The 17227-nt window shown below is 60.3% G+C and carries 18 protein-coding genes; 8 read left to right on the forward strand and 10 right to left on the reverse strand.

Annotated elements, in window-relative coordinates:
* Positions 1-11 precede the first annotated feature (11 nt).
* Positions 12-368 carry a DUF4406 domain-containing protein gene (locus tag EV281_RS06835; protein WP_132652197.1) on the reverse strand — a complete coding sequence of 119 codons (357 nt, stop codon included), beginning with the start codon at positions 366-368 and terminating at the stop codon, positions 12-14.
* Positions 369-492: 124 nt separating this feature from the next.
* Here EV281_RS06835 and EV281_RS06840 point away from each other — a divergent pair, with 124 nt between their 5' ends.
* Positions 493-1248, forward strand: coding sequence for a DeoR/GlpR family DNA-binding transcription regulator (locus EV281_RS06840; protein ID WP_132652199.1), 756 nt, complete (start codon positions 493-495; stop codon positions 1246-1248).
* Positions 1249-1323: 75 nt separating this feature from the next.
* Here the strand turns inward: EV281_RS06840 and EV281_RS06845 are convergent, their stop codons facing one another.
* A complete protein-coding gene (locus tag EV281_RS06845) occupies positions 1324-2328 on the reverse strand; it encodes an asparaginase (protein ID WP_132652200.1) in 1005 nt (334 codons plus the stop codon).
* Between the two features lie 197 nt (positions 2329-2525).
* Between EV281_RS06845 and EV281_RS06850 the strand changes: the two genes are divergently transcribed.
* The gene (locus EV281_RS06850; RefSeq protein WP_132652202.1) at positions 2526-3737 is read left to right on the forward strand and encodes an MFS transporter; all 1212 of its coding nucleotides are present in this window, start codon (positions 2526-2528) and stop codon (positions 3735-3737) included.
* 51 nt (positions 3738-3788) lie between these two features.
* Here EV281_RS06850 and EV281_RS06855 read toward each other — a convergent pair whose 3' ends face one another.
* Entirely contained in the window at positions 3789-4412 is a 624-nt protein-coding gene (locus EV281_RS06855; RefSeq protein ID WP_132652204.1) for a metalloregulator ArsR/SmtB family transcription factor, read from the reverse strand.
* Between the two features lie 101 nt (positions 4413-4513).
* On the opposite strand from EV281_RS06855, the gene EV281_RS06860 reads away from it, so the two are divergent.
* Positions 4514-5938, forward strand: coding sequence for an MFS transporter (locus EV281_RS06860; protein WP_132652206.1), 1425 nt, complete (start codon positions 4514-4516; stop codon positions 5936-5938).
* Here EV281_RS06860 and EV281_RS06865 read toward each other — a convergent pair.
* The 4 genes from EV281_RS06865 to EV281_RS06880 all read right to left on the reverse strand — a co-directional run bounded on the left by EV281_RS06865 (position 5919) and on the right by EV281_RS06880 (position 9949).
* Positions 5919-6917, reverse strand: coding sequence for an NAD(P)H-quinone oxidoreductase (locus tag EV281_RS06865; RefSeq protein ID WP_132652208.1), 999 nt, complete (start codon positions 6915-6917; stop codon positions 5919-5921). The genes EV281_RS06860 and EV281_RS06865 overlap by 20 nt on opposite strands.
* 78 nt (positions 6918-6995) lie before the next feature.
* Positions 6996-8801: an EAL domain-containing protein gene (locus EV281_RS06870; protein WP_210288195.1), complete on the reverse strand. Its 1806-nt coding sequence runs from the start codon at positions 8799-8801 to the stop codon at positions 6996-6998.
* A 152-nt stretch (positions 8802-8953) separates the two neighbouring features.
* Positions 8954-9196 carry a type II toxin-antitoxin system ParD family antitoxin gene (locus EV281_RS06875; RefSeq protein ID WP_132652210.1) on the reverse strand — a complete coding sequence of 81 codons (243 nt, stop codon included), beginning with the start codon at positions 9194-9196 and terminating at the stop codon, positions 8954-8956.
* Between the two features lie 201 nt (positions 9197-9397).
* Complete coding sequence (locus EV281_RS06880; RefSeq protein ID WP_132652212.1) at positions 9398-9949, reverse strand: HdeD family acid-resistance protein; 552 nt, start codon at positions 9947-9949, stop codon at positions 9398-9400.
* A 138-nt stretch (positions 9950-10087) separates the two neighbouring features.
* On the opposite strand from EV281_RS06880, the gene betI reads away from it, so the two are divergent.
* From betI to EV281_RS06905, 5 genes are all read left to right on the forward strand, one after another.
* Positions 10088-10675 carry a transcriptional regulator BetI gene (gene betI, locus EV281_RS06885; RefSeq protein WP_132652213.1) on the forward strand — a complete coding sequence of 196 codons (588 nt, stop codon included), beginning with the start codon at positions 10088-10090 and terminating at the stop codon, positions 10673-10675.
* Between the two features lie 32 nt (positions 10676-10707).
* On the forward strand, positions 10708-12171 hold the full coding sequence (gene betB / locus EV281_RS06890) for a betaine-aldehyde dehydrogenase (protein WP_132652215.1): 1464 nt from the start codon (positions 10708-10710) through the stop codon (positions 12169-12171).
* Between the two features lie 51 nt (positions 12172-12222).
* Positions 12223-13875 (forward strand): choline dehydrogenase, encoded by a 1653-nt coding sequence (gene betA, locus EV281_RS06895; RefSeq protein WP_132652217.1) that lies wholly within the window; start codon positions 12223-12225, stop codon positions 13873-13875.
* Between the two features lie 119 nt (positions 13876-13994).
* A complete protein-coding gene (locus EV281_RS06900) occupies positions 13995-14873 on the forward strand; it encodes a sigma-70 family RNA polymerase sigma factor (RefSeq protein WP_132652219.1) in 879 nt (292 codons plus the stop codon).
* Positions 14874-14966: 93 nt separating this feature from the next.
* Positions 14967-15548, forward strand: coding sequence for a flavodoxin family protein (locus EV281_RS06905; RefSeq protein WP_132652220.1), 582 nt, complete (start codon positions 14967-14969; stop codon positions 15546-15548).
* Positions 15549-15566: 18 nt separating this feature from the next.
* On the opposite strand, the gene EV281_RS06910 is transcribed toward EV281_RS06905, so the two are convergent.
* From EV281_RS06910 to EV281_RS06920, 3 genes are all read right to left on the reverse strand, one after another.
* Positions 15567-16034, reverse strand: a complete 468-nt coding sequence (locus EV281_RS06910; protein WP_132652222.1) for a DUF6644 family protein — start codon at positions 16032-16034, stop codon at positions 15567-15569.
* A 9-nt stretch (positions 16035-16043) separates the two neighbouring features.
* Positions 16044-16430 (reverse strand): DUF6152 family protein, encoded by a 387-nt coding sequence (locus tag EV281_RS06915; RefSeq protein WP_132652223.1) that lies wholly within the window; start codon positions 16428-16430, stop codon positions 16044-16046.
* Positions 16431-16532: 102 nt separating this feature from the next.
* Positions 16533-16979: an Rrf2 family transcriptional regulator gene (locus EV281_RS06920; RefSeq protein ID WP_132652225.1), complete on the reverse strand. Its 447-nt coding sequence runs from the start codon at positions 16977-16979 to the stop codon at positions 16533-16535.
* Between the last annotated feature and the right edge of the window lie 248 nt (positions 16980-17227).

Raw genomic sequence — 17227 nt, forward strand, 5'->3', positions numbered from 1 at the left:
CCTTACACCCTTCACGCGCAACCCGGCACATCTTTCAGCCGATACCAGACCGGGATGCCGCGTTCTTTGGCGATGCGTACGTCATTATCGGCGCCCTTGGAGTCGCCCGGCAGGCGCAGCACGCCTTCGCAAAGCTGCAGCAGGCGACCGGCGACCGGATGGAAGATTTCCTCGTAGAGATCGTCACCGACCGACTTGCCGCCGGCAGAATGCCAGACCGGCAAGGCCACCCATTCGCCAATCATCGGTACATGACCTGCCTTGAAGAGCGCGTGCGACGGCTCCTCGAGACGTTTGAGATTGGCAGCCATCTTCACCGGGTCGTCGCCCGTTCCGGACCGATACGGCCCGGCAATCAAGATCAACATGATCGTCTCCATCAACTCCCGGCCTCATGCACGGGATTTCGTGAAAATGCACGATATTTCTTGAGTGTCGAGTCATTTCGTGCATATTCACGATATTTCGTAAATTTTCATGCAGAGATCCATCATGCTCACCAGCCAACGCAAAGCCGTCATCCTCGACATCCTGCGCCGTGACGGGCAGGTCATCGCCAAGCGGGTGGCTGAAGATTTCGAGCTGTCGGAGGATACGATCCGTCGCGATCTCCGGGAGATGGCGGCGGAAGGCCTGCTGAGGCGCGTCCATGGCGGCGCCCTGCCCCTTGTCCCCGACCTGCCTGATTTCACGGCCCGCCGCGATATCGCTTCCGATGTCAAGGCGCGGCTCGGCGCAAAAGCAGCCCAGATGGTGAAGGCCGGACAGATGGTATTTCTCGACGGCGGCACGACGACGGCGGAGGTGGCCCGACACCTACCGCGCAACATCCCTTTCACCATCGCCACCCACAGCCCGACGATCGCCGCGGAGCTGGAACATCACCCGACTGCCGAGGTGATCCTCTGCGGCGGCAAGCTTTACAAGCATTCCATGGTGGCAACGGGTGCCGTCGCGATGGCAGCGATTTCTGCGCTGCGGCCGGATATCTTCTTCCTCGGCGTGACGGCCGTCCATCCCATGCACGGATTTTCGACCGGGGATTTCGAGGAGGCGGCGATCAAGCGGCATATAGCCGGCCGTTCAGCAGAGACGCATGTGCTTTTGACGGCAGAGAAATTCGGCCTCGTTTCACCCTGTCCAGTGCTTGCGATAAGCGAGGTGGCAGGATTGATCGTGCCCGCGGAAATGCCTAGGGAAAGACTTCAGCCCTATGCCGAACTCAATGTCACAATTGCCGCAGCTTGACCGCTTCCGGCGCATGAGAGGAAAAGCCTTATTTTATAACTTGCATCCATAACGATGCACCGATCGAGGCAGCGATCAGGCGAAAGCCTCGGTCACCCTGATGTCGCCGACATGGATGCCGTTCCAGTTGCGCATCGATTTATTCGCCATAGCGGTCAGTGCGGTATGTTCCTCGCCGCCCGTCTCGAAGAAGCGGGCAAGCGTGGCAGCAACCATGGCTTCGGCCGCACGGGTGGTGCCGTCATCGCATTTCAATGCGATCCCAACGCCCTTTTCCGGAATGACAGCACAAAAAACGCCTTCCGCGCCGGTCTTGCAGAAGATGCGGCCGGGGGCGATCTGCATCAATGTCGTGCAGGCGCGGCCGGTGCCAGCCACATAGAAGGGTTCCGCCATACAGGCTTCGATCAGCCGGCGGGAGGCTTTCGCCCGCTCCGGACCGAGGCCGTTGCCGGTCGCCATCTTCGCAAACCCATGCGCGAGCGCTTTCAGCGGCACGGCATACGTCGGAATGGAGCAACCGTCTGTGCCGCAGACGTCGTGTCCAAGCGGAGCGCCCGTCAGGTTCTCCATGACATCGCGGATCTGCTGTTGCAGAGGGTGGTCGTAGCCGATGTAGCCCTTGCTATCGATACCCTGATGGCGGCAGGCGCAGATGAAGCCGGCATGCTTGCCGGAGCAATTGTTGTGAAGCGCTGTCGGCTTCTCCAGCGTGCGCGCCTGATGGATCAGCGTCTTCTGGTCCGAAGACCAGTGCGCGCCGCATTCCAGCGCTCCCACATCGTGGCCGGCCCTCGATAGCATGGAGGCGGCAAGCGCCACATGCTCGTATTCGCCGCTGTGGGACGAACAGGCAAGCGCCAGTTCCTTGTTGCCGAAGCCATAAGTATCGGCCGCGCCGCTTTCGACCAGCGGCAGCCCCTGCATCGCCTTGCAGGCCGAGCGCGGGAAGACGCCCGCATCGATATCACCGAGCGAAAAGGCGACACGGCCATCGCCATCCACAACCGCAACCGATCCGCGATGACGGCTTTCGATGAGCAAGCCGCGGGTGACTTCAACGAGGACGGGATTGGGCATGAGCAAGAATCCGGACTGTGGGCAGGAAGATCGAAGGCATAACCCCTCGCTCTTCGAAAGCCAATGGAATTTGCGATGGATGTCAGCTGATCACAGCATCTAAACAAGCATCACACGAAGTGACGGCAGGTGCGGCAAACTATCGTTTTCCGTGTGGGCGCGATGCAGCTAAAGGTGGGTTATCAGGACTCATTCTCATGCCATCTTCATTTTCTTCCATCATCCGCGATAGCCGTATTCGTATTCCAACCGTCACACTGGTGGCGCTCGCCTTCACCTATGCCTCGACAGTCCCCTACCAGTCGATCATCGGCATCAGCGAACTCGGCATGAGCGACGGTGCCTATTCGGCGCTGGTGTTCTTTGCCGCCGTCGTCAATGTCGCGGTCAGTCTGACGCTCGGCATATGGTCGGACAGGCTTAGGGAAAGGCGGCCTCTGGTGCTTGCGCTTTCGGTTGCCGGCATTTTCGGCTTTGGATCGATCGCCCTTATCCATAGTCCCGCCATCTTCATCTTTTCGGTGCTTTTCCTCGTGCCGATGAGCAATTCCACCTATTCGTTGCTCTTTGCCAGCGTGCGGGCGCGCACCAACCAGTTGGCCCGCAGTGAAGCGGTCGCCATTACCTCGACGGTGCGCGCACTTTATTCCGGCTCCTGGGCCGTGGCCCCTGGCCTGGTCGGGCTTGCGCTGGTGACATCGCCATCAATGACGCCGGCTTACGGAGTCGCGGCGGTGGCGAGCCTTATCTGCTTCTGCCTCTATTTCTTCTTCGCACCCGGCAACGGCCCGGTACGCGAGACGATCCCCGCCCAAGTGGGCTTTTTCGCCTCTTTAAAACGTGTCTTTGCGCCCGATGTTTTCATCCGCGTCTTCGTGATGTCGTTGCTGCTCGGCCTGCAGCGGCTGAACGGCATGGTTTCGCCGCTCATCATCGTGCATTCGATCGGCGGCAGTGTCGTCGATGTCGGCTTCCTGTCGGGCCTGACGGCCTTCCTCGAAATGCCCTTCATGATGATGTGGGGGCTCGTGCAGCGGCGCTTCCATACCGTACATGTGCTGGCTTTCGGCACTGTTCTCTACTGCCTCTATCTGGTGCTGCTCGGTTTCGCCACCGCACCCTGGCAGCTCTATGCGCTGCTCGGGCTCAATGCCTGCGGGGCGGCCGCGATCCTCAGCCTGCCAATCACCTACCTGCAAGATCTCATCGCCGACCGGCCTGGCCTCGGCAGTTCTTTGATCTCGCTCAATACCTTCATCGGCATCGGTGTCGCGGCAGGTTTATTCGCCCTGGGAACGGGATTCACGGATTATTCCGGCACGGCCTTTGTCGGCGCTGCCGTCGGCATCGTCACGATCGTGGTCCTGCTTTATCTGGAAACCAGCAGTCGGGTGCGTCAACCGGCCTAGATCTTCATTTTTCAATTCTGAAAACCGGACGCCGCTTTTCCGCGCGCTGCCCTATCTTGGCGTAATCCGATAGGCGCAACGCCGCGCCCCAAGCAGGATGTGTTCGCTGCGCTCGACATTGGCGACGAGCACTCCGCGAAAAGTTTCAAGCTCCGAACGACAGAAGCCGGCGCAGGCCGTCGCCGCCGCACAGATCGGGCAATGGTTCTCAACCAGCATCCACGAGCCGTCCTCTTCCTGCCAGCTATCCGCCATGTAGCCCTCACGGCTTCTGATGTCCGCCAATCTCCTGACACGGGCGGCGAGATCCGGCATGCCGGCAAGTTCATCGCGATAGCGCTTCAGCGTTTCATTTTCGCGGGCAGAGATCACGGTATCGAGCGCGGCGGGGCCGAGCTGCTCGACAACAGTCGTCAGCAGGGCCGCCGTCAGCTCCGCATGACCGTCCGGGAAATGGCTGTTTCCCTCGGCCGTCAGACGCCAGAGCTGGCTCGGTCGTCCCCTGCCCTTGGCGGCAACCGCGATGGCTTCGACCAGCCCCCCCTCCGCCATTTTGGCAAGTTGCTGCCGGGCGGCCTCGCCTGATATGCCGAGTGCATCGCCAACCGCAGCAGCGAGCTGCGGTCCCTCGGTTTTCAGAAGGATCAGGATGCGGTTGACGGGAGACTGGCGCATATTTTCCAAGCTATCCCTTGTTTTAATCCGAAGCCCGTGTAATTTTCCAATTCATAACTTGGAAAATAATCGTGGGTCAGGAAAAACGCAAGGATACCATTATGTCCGAGGCCGCATTGGAGCCACCCGGCTCGTCAACATCCGTGTTTCAGCTGTTTTCTCCCGCACTACTGCCGGCGACTCTGATGCTTGGCGGCGGCATGACGATCGCTGCCGTCGAAAGTTACATTACGGCGACGATTGCGCCGAGCATCGTGCGCGACGTCGGCGGGCTGGCGTTGTTTTCGCTGGTCACGACGCTCTACGTTGCCGCCACCATACTGGGTTCGATCTTCATGGCGATGCGGCCGAGAAGTATTGCGCTACGCAGCGTCTATGTCTTGGCGGCCGTGGTCTTTGGCGTCGGCAGCCTGCTTTGCGCGGCTGCACCGTCGATGCCAGTCGTGCTGATCGGACGAACGGTGCAAGGGTTCGGCACCGGCGCACTTGCCGCCCTCTGTTACGCCTTCATCCGCTTTGTCTATCCCGAACCGCTCTGGCCGAAGGCTTCGACCCTCTATGCGGCTATCTGGGGTGTTTCGACCGTGATAGGCCCGACGCTCGGCGGCTTCTTCGCGCATGACAGCGCCTGGCGTTATGCCTTTGCCGTGCTCGTTCCGCTCGGCGTGCTGATGGCACTGCTGGCGCCGCGGCTTTTGCCTCAGGCTGAGGACGACCGCGAACAGACGAAGATGCCTGTCGTGCAGATCTGCCTGCTGCTGGCGGCAGTGCTGCTCGTCAGCACGGCGGGCACTGTCGAGGCGATGACGGCGAAAATCGGATTGCTCGCCATCTCGGTCGTCGCCGTCGGCGCGACGCTCGTCATGGAACGCAAGGGAGATAACCGGCTGCTGCCATCTGGCGCGGTGACGCTCGGTCAGCCGATCTCGCGAGTGTATCTGACGATGCTCGGCCTGAACTTCGTGCTCGTGAGCGATATTTTCATTCCTTATTTCCTGCAGGTCCTGCATGGGGTGACACCGCTGATCTCAGGCTATCTGGTGGCACTTGTCGCGCTCGGATGGACGGTGGCGGCCTTCTTCAGCGCTTCCTTTTCCGGCCGGAAAGCCAATGCAGCCATTGTCGCGGGCTGTGTGACAGAGGCCGTTGCGACAGCTGTTCTCGCCATCTTCCTTGCCCGCGAGAACCCGGAGGCGAATCTTGCCATCCTCGTGCCGGCGGCGATCGCCATGTTCATGATGGGCTTTGGCGTCGGCCTTGGCTGGGCTCATCTCGTCGCCAAGGTTCTGAAGCTGGTTGCCGACAACGAGCAGGACAAGGCATCAGCAGCCATCCCTACCATAAGTTCGCTCGGAAGTGCTTTTGGCGCCGCCTTTGCCGGTGTCATCGCCAATGGCACCGGCCTGGTGGAACCGGGCGGCATAACCGGCGCGCTGTCGGCGGCGAGCTGGCTCTATCTGATCATGGCCTTGCCCGGACTGATTGCGACAGGCGCAGCGCTGTCCCTCAGGCGAACTTCAGCATAATCTTGCCGATGTGGTTGCTGCTTTCCATCAGGCGGTGGGCGGCGGCCACATCCTCGAAGGCGAAGGTTTCGTAGATGACGGGGGCGACCGTTCCGGCCTCCAGAAGCGGCCAGACCTCGGAGAGAAGATCGTCACGGATCGCCCGCTTCTCCTCCGCGGTGCGCGGCCGCATGGTGGAACCTGTCACGGTCAGGCGCTTGACCATGATCGGCGCTAGGTTGACCTTCTCGGCAACCGCGCCCTGCAGGAATGCGATGATCGAGAGGCAGCCATCCTTCGCCAGCGAGGCGATGTTCTTTTCGAAATAAGCTGCGCCGATCATGTCGAGAATGATATCGACACCCTGGCCGGTCTCTTCCTTGATGACCGCAGCGAAATCTTCTTCTCGGTAATTGATGGCGCGCTTGGCGCCGAGCTTCTCACAGGCCTCGCATTTCTCCTTCGAGCCGGCGGTCGCATAGACCTCGGCGCCGAAAGCTCGGGCAAGCTGGATGGCAGTCGTGCCGATGCCGCTAGAGCCGCCGTGGATCAGCACTTTCTCGCCTTCCGTCAGGCCTGCCATCTGAAAGAGATTCGCCCAGACGGTGAAGAAGGTTTCGGGAAGAGCCGCCGCCCTCACCGCATCGTAACCGCTTGGAAATGGCAGCGCCTGGCCGGCCGGCAGGAGGCAATATTCGGCATAGGCACCGCCATTGGCGAGGCCGCAGACCTTGTCGCCGATCGAATAGCCGATCACGCCGGGGCCGATCGCGACGACTTCACCGGCGAGCTCGAGGCCGAGAATGGGGCTCGCATCCTTCGGCGGCGGATAGCTACCCTGACGCTGGGAAATGTCGGGACGGTTGACGCCGACAGCTTCGGTGCGAACGAGAATCTGGCCTTCACCAAGAACCGGCAGCGGCCCGTTGGCAACGACCATGGCCTCCGGTCCGCCGAAAGATGGCAGATCGACAAAACGCATATGCGACGGCAACGACATGACCCGGCTCTCCCTATTCCGAAACTTTGGAGATAAATCAGGGTCCGGGGCTTGGGAAGGCCGGAAGTAACAGAGGCGTCAATTCGCCTCGCCTAACGCATGAAAAACGAGACCTTCCTCGTTTTCCTTCGCGGCAGACTTCACGTGCGCTATCTCGGCGCTGACGCGATTGATATCGTCGATAACGAGACCCTCGGGCAGTTCGAGAACGCCTATCGAACAGCGCATAAGCGGGAAAAAGGCCTCAGCGCCCGAACGATCGTGACCGCGGATACGGCCGGCAGCGCGGTCCTCGTCCGTATAGAGATCGACCACGTCATCATGGAAATCGCTGATGAGGCGATCGAGGATTTCCGTCAGTTCCTCCTTCGTCCAGCCGACGACACCGACAAAGAAATCGTCGCCGCCGACATGGCCGAGGAAGTGGCGCTCGGCGAAGAAGTAGCGGCGCATCAGCGCGGCGAAGAGCGAGATCGCATGGTCGCCGAGATGGAAGCCGTAAGCATCGTTGAAGGGCTTGAAGTTGTCGAAGTCGCAATAGCAGAAATGACGCACTTCATCGCCATCGCGGCCGGAGTGGCGCATGAAATCTCTGATAGCACGATTGCCCGGCAGACCAGTCAGCGGGTTCTGATCCTGCGCCGTCTTCAACTGCTTCTCGTTGATGACCTTGATGAGCGAAGCAGCGGAAACAACACCGGCATAACGCATGTTGTCGGTTAGGATCAGGCAGTTGCTGCCTTCCATATTGGCGAAGATCGCCATGAGCTGATCGGCATCGCTGTCAAGGCCGACGATCGGCGCCCGCTCGACGAAATGCGAAATGGTGCGTTCGTAGACCTTGTTCTTCAGAAGGTCGCGGCCGAAAGGCTGATAGATATATTCCTTGAGGTGGTGCTCGTGGATAATGCCGCGCGGCTCACCGTTGGCGTTCAGAACCGGGAAATAGGCCTGGCGCGGGTTGCGGCGGAAGAGCTCGAAGACCGTATCGATGCCGTCGCTTTCATAGACGGTCGGCAGCATTTCGATCTGCTTGCGGATCAGGATTTCGTCGAGCGACTGATTGTTGCCCTTGTTCTTGCCGAGTTCCTGCAGATGCGGGAAAGACGGTACAAGTTCCGAAAGGTGCGTCGACGGGCGGGAGATGAACCAGCCCTGCACGAGATCGACGCCATAATCGCGGCAGACGATGAATTCGGCTTCGGTCTCGATACCCTCGGCAATGACACGAGTGCCGAGAACGTGAGCCATATTGACGATGCTCTTCAGCAGGTGGCGCTTACGCGGGCTGCGATCGATGGCGGCGACGAAGTGACGGTCGATCTTCAGGTAGTCGACGGAGTAATCGCAGAGCAGCTTCATCTCGCCGTGACCGACGCCGAAATCGTCGATCGCCAGCTTGAAGCCGGCCTTGCGCAGACGCAGGACGAGTTCGGCAAACTCTGGCACGCTGGTGTTGTCGAAGCGTTCGGAGAATTCGAAGCAGACTGAGGACGGCGGGATATTCGCGGTCTTCAGCTGCAGCAGCAGGTTCTCGACAAGGCGATTGCCATACGGGATGAGACGGACGTCGAGATTGAGGAACAGCGTCGCAGTCGCGAAATTCGAGAGCGTGGCGAATTTGGCGAGCGCGCGGTTGGCGACCATCTGCTCGAGCTGCAGAAGCTGCCCGTGCTCATAGGCTTCGTCTAGGATTTCGACCGGCGTTTCGAAACCGATGCGATCCTGCCCGCGCATGAGAGATTCATAACCGAAAACCGTGCCGGTCCCGGCTTCTACGATCGGCTGAAATGCATTTTCGATGACCAGTTTGGCAAGGGTGACGATCTGATCGCTGGCATAACGACGCACGACACCCGGTTCGACGCTGGCAGCCAAAGACATGCCAATCTCCACTGTGACCTTTTCTTTTTCGGCCGGACAATGGAGTAGAAGGGTCAACGAACCCTTTCGTCAGTGTGAAACTTTTGTGAAAGGCGCAAGCCGTCATACGCGCTTGGCGATCATTAGATTTTCATTTGCAATCAAAGGCTTACTCAGGCGGAGCGGCGGTGTTCCGCTTCATGATCGGCGAACATATCGGCCACGCATCTGCTGCCGCGCGGAGCACTTTCCTCGACTAAAAGGTCGTGGCGGCATTCGCCCGATTTCCGGGCGGCATCCCAAAGGCGCAGTGCCTCGCGCACGACCTCGCTGCTCGATGCATATCCGCCTTGATCGACAGCATCGCGGATGCCTGCTGCCTGGAGCGGTGAGATGGAAACGGTGACCATCGGCATGGAATTCTCCTCCCATTCTATTTCGGCAGAGACTGCCTACGGGGGTCGATTTTCGGCTTTCTTGGACGACGTGCGCCCCTGCCGAAGTGCCTCAGCACAGGAGGCAGCCCTTCTTCGGGGCCGGCCTTCGATGGCGGAATTTTAGTACCCCGTCACTCTCTTGTCAAAGAAACGACCAACCGGCCGCCGCGCTCCACGGTCTCAAGACCGGATACCCAGGCCGAAGGCAAGCATTGTCCAGCCCTGAACGATGAGGTCGATCGCCAGGAAAAGGCCGAGGATCCACAGGCTGTTGACCGGCCAACCGAGCGCAATCACGAAGCCTGCGAGAGTGGTGATGACGCCGCTTGTGACGATCCAGCCCCAGCCCTTGAGCGGCCGCGTGCGCATACCGACGAAGAGACGGAAAATGCCAGCCACGAGCAGGGCGATCGCCAAAAGCAGCGTCAGCAGGGCCGAGGTGAGGATGGGGTTGATGAAGGCGCAGATGCCGGCAAGCACATAGAGCACGCCGCTCAACGCCCAGAAGAGCACATGATCCCAGCTGCGTACCTGGAAGGCGTGGATGAGATAGATGACACCGCCTGCCAGCATCAGCATGCCGACGTAAAAGACCGAAGCGACGGTCGCGACCAGCAGATTGCCGAGAGCAATGAGGCCACAGATCAGAAGCAGCAGGCCGAGACCGACGAACCACAGCCATTTCGACCGCAGCGACGAGGATGTGGGCATTTCGTTAAATATGCTAGCCATCGGCGCACCTCCTGATGTTGGAGATATGCTGCAACAATTTTGCATGGAAAGAGGTGATTCAAGTCAACCGGACGAAAGATTTTTATTGATTGATCAGTCAATCAAAAATACGCTTCCGATGTTCTCGGAGGACAGAATATGCCGAAGGTCGGGATGGAACCGGTGCGTCGCAAGGCGCTTGTGGATGCGGCACTACGTGTAATCGGCGATCACGGTTCGCTGACCGTTACCATGTCCGACATCGCCCGACAGGCCGGAGTGTCGCCTGCTCTCGCGCATCATTATTTCGGCAGCAAGGAACAGCTGCTGATCGAAACCATCCGCTTCCTTCTAAGACAATTGCGCAACGACGCGGTGACGGCGCTGAAGCTGGCGGCAACGCCGCGCGAACGGATTTCCGCTATCATCCGTGTCAGCTTCCATGCCGATCAATTCGCGCCGCAGACGATTGCCGCATGGCTCGCCTTTTATGCCGAAGCGCAGCGATCCGAAGAGACGCGCCGCTTTCTCCTCATCTATGCACGACGCCTGCGCTCCAACCTGCTTGCGTCCCTCAAGGCGCTCTGCCCTTCCGATGCCGCAGAACGCATCGCCGAGGGCGCAGCCGCGATGATCGACGGGCTCTATATCCGCCAAAGTCTGAAATCGGCGCCGATCGGCATTATGGCCTCGATTGCGCTGACTGAGGACTATGTAGCGACACAGCTTGCCCGCATCGGGGCATGAACCACCATGACATCAAGCCAGGGACCAGCGACATGAAAGCCCAGCCGAAAGCATCGCACTTCATCGACGGGGAATATGTCGAGGATGAAGGCGGCACCGTCATCGAAAGCATTTATCCGGCAACCGGCGAAGTGATCGCCCGGCTCCATGCCGCAACGCCCGCCATCATTGAGAAGGCGATTGCCGCAGCCAAGCGCGCGCAGCCGGAATGGGCAGCGATGAGCCCGATGGCGCGCGGGCGCATCCTGAAGCGCGCGGCCGAGATCATGCGCGAGCGCAACCGCGAGCTTTCGGAGCTGGAAACGCTCGACACCGGCAAGCCGATCCAGGAAACGATCGTGGCCGACCCGACCTCGGGCGCCGACGCCTTCGAATTCTTCGGCGGTGTCGCCCCGGCCGGACTGAACGGCTCGCATATTCCGCTCGGCCAGGATTTTGCCTATACGAAGCGCGTACCGCTCGGTGTCTGCGTCGGCATCGGCGCCTGGAACTACCCGCAGCAGATCGCCTGCTGGAAGGGCGCGCCGGCGCTGGTCGCCGGCAATGCCATGGTCTTCAAGCCCTCGGAAACCACGCCGCTCGGCGCGTTGAAGATTGCCGAGATCCTGCATGAGGCCGGCCTGCCGAAGGGGCTTTACAATGTCATCCAGGGTGACCGGGACACCGGGCCACTGCTTGTCAACCATCCTGACGTCGCCAAGGTGTCGCTGACAGGCTCGGTTCCAACCGGCCGCAAGGTGGCTGCCGCAGCAGCAGGACAGCTGAAGCATGTGACGATGGAACTCGGCGGCAAGTCGCCGCTGATCGTCTTCAACGATGCCGATCTCGACAGTGCTGTCGGCGGCGCCATGCTCGGCAATTTCTATTCGACCGGCCAGGTCTGCTCCAATGGCACGCGTGTCTTCGTGCAGAAGACGATCAAGAGCGAATTCCTGAAGCGACTGAAGGCGCGCACCGAGGCCATCGTTATCGGCGATCCGATGGACGAAGCAAGCCAGCTCGGGCCGATGGTCTCCTGGGTGCAGCGCGAGAAGGTGCTCGCCTATATCGAGAAGGGCAAGGCCGAAGGCGCAACGCTGGTAACAGGCGGCGGCATCCCAAACCACGTGACGGGAGAAGGCTATTACGTGCAACCGACCGTCTTTGCCGACGTGACCGACAACATGACGATTGCCCGGGAGGAGATCTTCGGACCGGTCATGTGCGTGCTCGATTTCGATGACGAAGCCGAAGTCGTCAAACGCGCCAATACGACGGAATTCGGCCTTTCGGGCGGCGTCTTCACCGCCGATCTCACTCGCGCGCATCGCGTCGTCGACCAGCTCGACGCCGGCACGCTCTGGATCAATACATACAACCTTTGCCCGGTAGAGATCCCGTTCGGCGGTTCCAAGCAATCCGGTTTCGGGCGGGAGAATTCGCTGGCAGCGCTCGAACACTATAGCGAGCTGAAGACGGTCTATGTCGGCATGGGACCGGTTGTGGCGCCTTACTGACCTCATCAAAACCAACGCATCCGTTGCACACGACAATCCAAAGGGAACAGCATGCAACAGGCAGATTTCGTCATCGTCGGCTCCGGCTCGGCAGGCTCGGCGTTGGCCTACCGGCTTTCGGAAGACGGCAAGAACACAGTCATCGTCATCGAGGCAGGCGGCTCCGATTTCGGGCCATTCATTCAGATGCCGGCGGCGCTCGCCTGGCCGATGAGCATGAAGCGCTACAACTGGGGTTATCTTTCCGAGCCGGAACCGAACCTCAACAACCGGCGCATCACTGCACCCCGCGGCAAAGTTATCGGCGGCTCCTCCTCCATCAACGGCATGGTCTACGTGCGCGGCCATGCCGAAGACTTTAACCGATGGGAAGAGCTTGGCGCGCGTGGCTGGGCCTATGCTGATGTGCTGCCCTATTTCAAGCGCATGGAGAATTCCAAGGGCGGCGAGGAAGGGTGGCGCGGAACGGACGGGCCGCTGCATGTGCAGCGTGGCGTGGTAAAGAACCCACTCTTCCGTGCCTTCATAGAGGCCGGGAAGGAGGCGGGTTTCGAGACGACAGAGGATTATAACGGCTCGAAGCAGGAAGGCTTCGGTCTAATGGAACAGACCATCCATCATGGCCGGCGTTGGTCGGCGGCAAATGCCTATCTGAAGCCGGCGTTGAAGCGTCCCAACGTTGAACTCATCCGTGGTTTTGCCCGCAGGATCGTCATCGAGAACGGGCGCGCGACGGGCGTTGAAATCGAGCGCGGTGGTACAACGGAGATCGTCAAAGCCAACCGCGAGGTGATCGTCTCGGCCTCCGCCTTCAACTCGCCGAAGCTTTTGATGCTATCAGGCATCGGCCGCGGTCAGCATCTGCAGGATATGGGCATCGCGGTGATGGTCGACCGGCCCGGCGTCGGCGCCAATCTTCAGGACCATATGGAGTTCTATTTCCAACAGGTTTCGACAAAGCCGGTATCGCTTTATTCCTGGCTGCCCTGGTTCTGGCAGGGTGTCGCCGGCGCTCAGTGGCTGCTCTCCAAGGGTGGGCTTGGCGCCTCCAACCAGTTCGAAGCCTGCGCCTTTTTGCGTTCCGCCCCGGGGCTCAAGCAGCCGGATATTCAATATCACTTCCTGCCGGTGGCCATCAGCTATGACGGCAAGGCGGCAGCCAATACACACGGCTTTCAGGTGCATGTCGGCTACAATCTTTCGAAATCGCGTGGAAACGTGACGCTGCGCTCGGCCGATCCGAAGGCCGACCCGGTACTGCGCTTCAACTATATGAACCATGCCGAAGACTGGGAGAAGTTCCGTCATTGCGTGCGTCTGACCCGCGAGATCTTCGGCCAGAGGGCCTTCGACCATTATCGCGGCCCGGAAATCCAGCCGGGCGAGAAGGTCCAGACAGACGATCAGATCGACGCCTTCCTGCGCGAGCATCTGGAGAGCGCCTATCACCCCTGCGGCACCTGCCGGATGGGCGCCAAGGACGATCCGATGGCTGTCGTCGATCCCGATACGCGCGTGATCGGCGTCGATGGCCTGCGTGTGGCCGACAGCTCCATCTTCCCGCACGTCACCTACGGCAACCTCAACGGCCCGTCGATCATGACGGGCGAGAAGGCCGCAGATCATATTCTCGGCAAGCAGCTGTTGGCGCGCTCCAATCAGGAACCCTGGAGCAATCCGCGGGCTGCAGTGAGCGACCGGTAGGGCCGCACAAAAAACTGGACAGCGTGTCACAAATGGCCACCTCATCTCGTCCAGCCTTCTCGAACAGACAAGGTGAAGGAGATGGCAATGGCGAAGCTGAACAAGAGCGAGGCTGAGCGATGACGGCGGCAGAGGGAGCGGATGCCATTGCCGCCTTCAATCCACTGCGCCCGCGGCTGACGCGGGTTGCCTATCGCATGCTGGGCTCGGTGGCAGAGGCTGAAGATATCGTCCAGGAGGCATTTCTGCGCTGGCTCGACGCCGATCGCGATGCGGTTCGCGAACCCGCTGCCTTTCTGCACCGGATCGTGACACGACTTTGCCTCGACCAGCTGAAATCGGCCAGGCGTCGGCGCGAGACCTATATAGGTCCATGGTTGCCGGAGCCGCTTGTCGTTATGCCGGAAGAGGGCATCGACGACGTCACCCTGCCGCTGATGATGGCGCTGGAACGGCTCTCGCCGCTCGAACGGGCAGTTTTCGTGCTGCACGACGTGTTCGGCATCGGCTTCGAAGAGATTGCCGCTACGATCGGGCGCAAGCCGGCAACCTGCCGCCAGCTTGCCAGCCGGGCGCGGGCCAATGTGCGAAGCGCACGGCCGCGTCATGCCCTACCGCCCGAGCACGGGATGCAGATCGCGTCGGCCTTTTTTGCGGCATCGCGAAGCGGCGATATCGAGGCGTTGCGGGCGCTGCTTACGGAAGATGCAGCCGTCTACACGGACGGTGGCGGCAAGGCAGTAGCCCCACGACGGCCGGTTATCGGCAGCGACAAGGTGACGAAACTCTTTGCGGCCCTGGCGCCGATCTTCCGCGCACACATGTCCCGGCTGCTGCACTACGGCCTCGTCAACGGACTACCTGGATTTGTCAGCATCGAGGAAGATCGCTGGCTGCAGACCACGGCCCTTCAGATCGACGGTGGCAGGATCACGGCGATCTATGTGACCCGCAATCCCGAGAAGCTCGCGCACCTGAAGCAGAACGCCCTGCATTAGGCCGCATCACCCACTTCACAGCCTTTCCTTTCAGCATCCGCAGCCACTGGCGGGGGCAGGCATCTGTTTTTCTCAAATCACAGGAGATTACCCATGACAAACATCGCCATCGTCTATCACAGCGGTTACGGCCATACGGCGCGGCAGGCGCAGGCGGTGAAAGCCGGTATCGAGCGGGTCGCCGCCACGAGGGGGGTGCTACTGACAACAGAAGAAGCGCAGGACCGCTGGGATGATCTGGCGGCGGCGGAGGCGATTATCTTCGGTGCACCAACCTATGTCGCCGGGCCTTCCGCCGCTTTCAAGGCGTTTCAGGAGGCAAGCTCGCACGCGGTCATGGCGCGGGGTTATCGCTGGAGGAACAAGATCGCCGCAGGCTTCACCAATTCGGGCGCCCAAGCGGGCGACAAGCTCGCCACACTGATGCAGATCGCTCTCTTTGCCGCCCAGCACGGCATGCACTGGATCAATCTCGACCTGCCTCCGGCAAACAATTCCTCCCTTGGCTCGAAGGAGGACCTGAACCGGCTGGGTTTCTGGCTTGGTGCTGCGGCGCAATCGAATGTCGATGAAGGTCCGGAAAGCGCACCGCCCGAAGCGGACCTGGCAACTGCCCGCCATCTCGGCCAGCGGGTCGCCGAGGCGACACTGCAATTCATGCGTGGGCGCAACTGAGTGCTCAGAGCAATCGCGTCAGAGAAAACCGATCCACCGTCCGGCGACCAGAGCGACCCAGATCATCGCTGAAAGGGCTGCCGAGACCCGCACGATGGGACGGATGATGCCGATCGCGATTGCGGTTCGCCACCCCTCGCCTATGTGAAGCATGAACACGTTCAGGAGACCAAGGGCGATCAGGCCGAGTTTGGCAAGGAAGGCGGGATTTCCGGCATATTCGGCCGGGCGCACACTGAAGAGGCAGAAGCCGGTGACAAGGGCCAAGGCAAGGCCGCTGCCGGCCGAGCGGGACAGGAATGGCGCAACGATCTCCACGGGCAGCTTGCGGAAGAAGCCGGCAAGTCTGAGATCGAGGGGCAGAATGGCGCCGATCAGAAGGCCGATCGCCAGGATGTGGGCCGCATTGACGAACATGTAGAGCACCGCGGAGCGCCGGAGCTCGACCGCCAACGTGGTGGCCGACAGCCATTCGAGAAACTCCATAACGGGGCGTCAGTTCATCTGGATGCGTTCCGGATAAATGTCGTAACGCTTTTCACCGATGGTGATGCGTACGGCCTTCAGCCGCTTCTCGTTGCGATCCTGCGAACGGTTTCCGAGTGCCACGACCTGATCGCCGGGTTTTGCGACACCCTCCACGAAGCCGGAGCGCTCTGTCTGACGCGGATTGCCGAGTTCGACGCGCCAGAGACCGTCGTCGACGGTTACAACGTCGAGCGTCGGATGCGGCCCGCCCATGGATATCTGCTGTATGGCGCCACGAAGCTCGATCTGATCGGCTTCCGCCCATGACCAGCCATGATGCGCCGCCGCACCCGTTGCGAATGCAGCCGAGAGCATGGCAGCCGCCAGCACTCGCTTTCCCGAAAGTATAGACATGATGTTCTCCCTACCCGCATGCACGGGCAGGTGGAGCATCGATGATAGATAAAAAGAGCACTCACCGATTGTTGAAGATCGGTGAGTGGGAGGAGAAACGGATCAGGCGAGCAGACGTGTGACTTCGGCACCCTGCTTGGTGCCGACGGCATCGGCGATGGTCGTGGAAAAGAGCACCTTACGGGTGGCGTCTGCCACCTTGGCGAAGACATGACGGATTTCGCAATTCTGCTCGCCATCGCAATCATCGCACTTGCGGTAAGCGGTGATCGACAGGCACGGCAAAGGTGCAATGGGACCGTCGATAATACGCAGGATTTCGCCAAAGGTAATGTTGTGGGCCGGCTTCAGCAGCAGATAACCGCCCTGCTTGCCGCGACGGCTGACGACGATGCCGTGATGCTTCAGGTCGAGCAGGATCTGTTCCAGAAACTTCTTCGGAATCTTCTGCTGCACGGCGATGTCGGAAATCATGACGGGTTCATCGGCCTCGGCTTCCGCCAAAACCGTTAGCGCCCGCAGCGCATATTTTGCCTTTTGCGTAATCATCTCGGACCGTCGACACACACAGAGCGGTGTCGAATCCCGACATCGCTGCGAAAGCTAATCGCCTCTATTGCACAGCCAGCATGAACGGAATTTGAACGCGCCGGAAAAAGCCTTGAGAGACAAGTATTTTGGCCCTGTTTTTCACCCTCGGCCAATAGCTGATAACTTACTTCAAAAAACGGCAATTTTCATCATTATCGCCATCACTTCCGATTTCCAATTGACAGGCGGCGTGTAACACTACTATT

The sequence above is a fragment of the Rhizobium sp. BK418 genome (genome assembly GCF_004341105.1).
Taxonomy (GTDB): domain Bacteria; phylum Pseudomonadota; class Alphaproteobacteria; order Rhizobiales; family Rhizobiaceae; genus Rhizobium.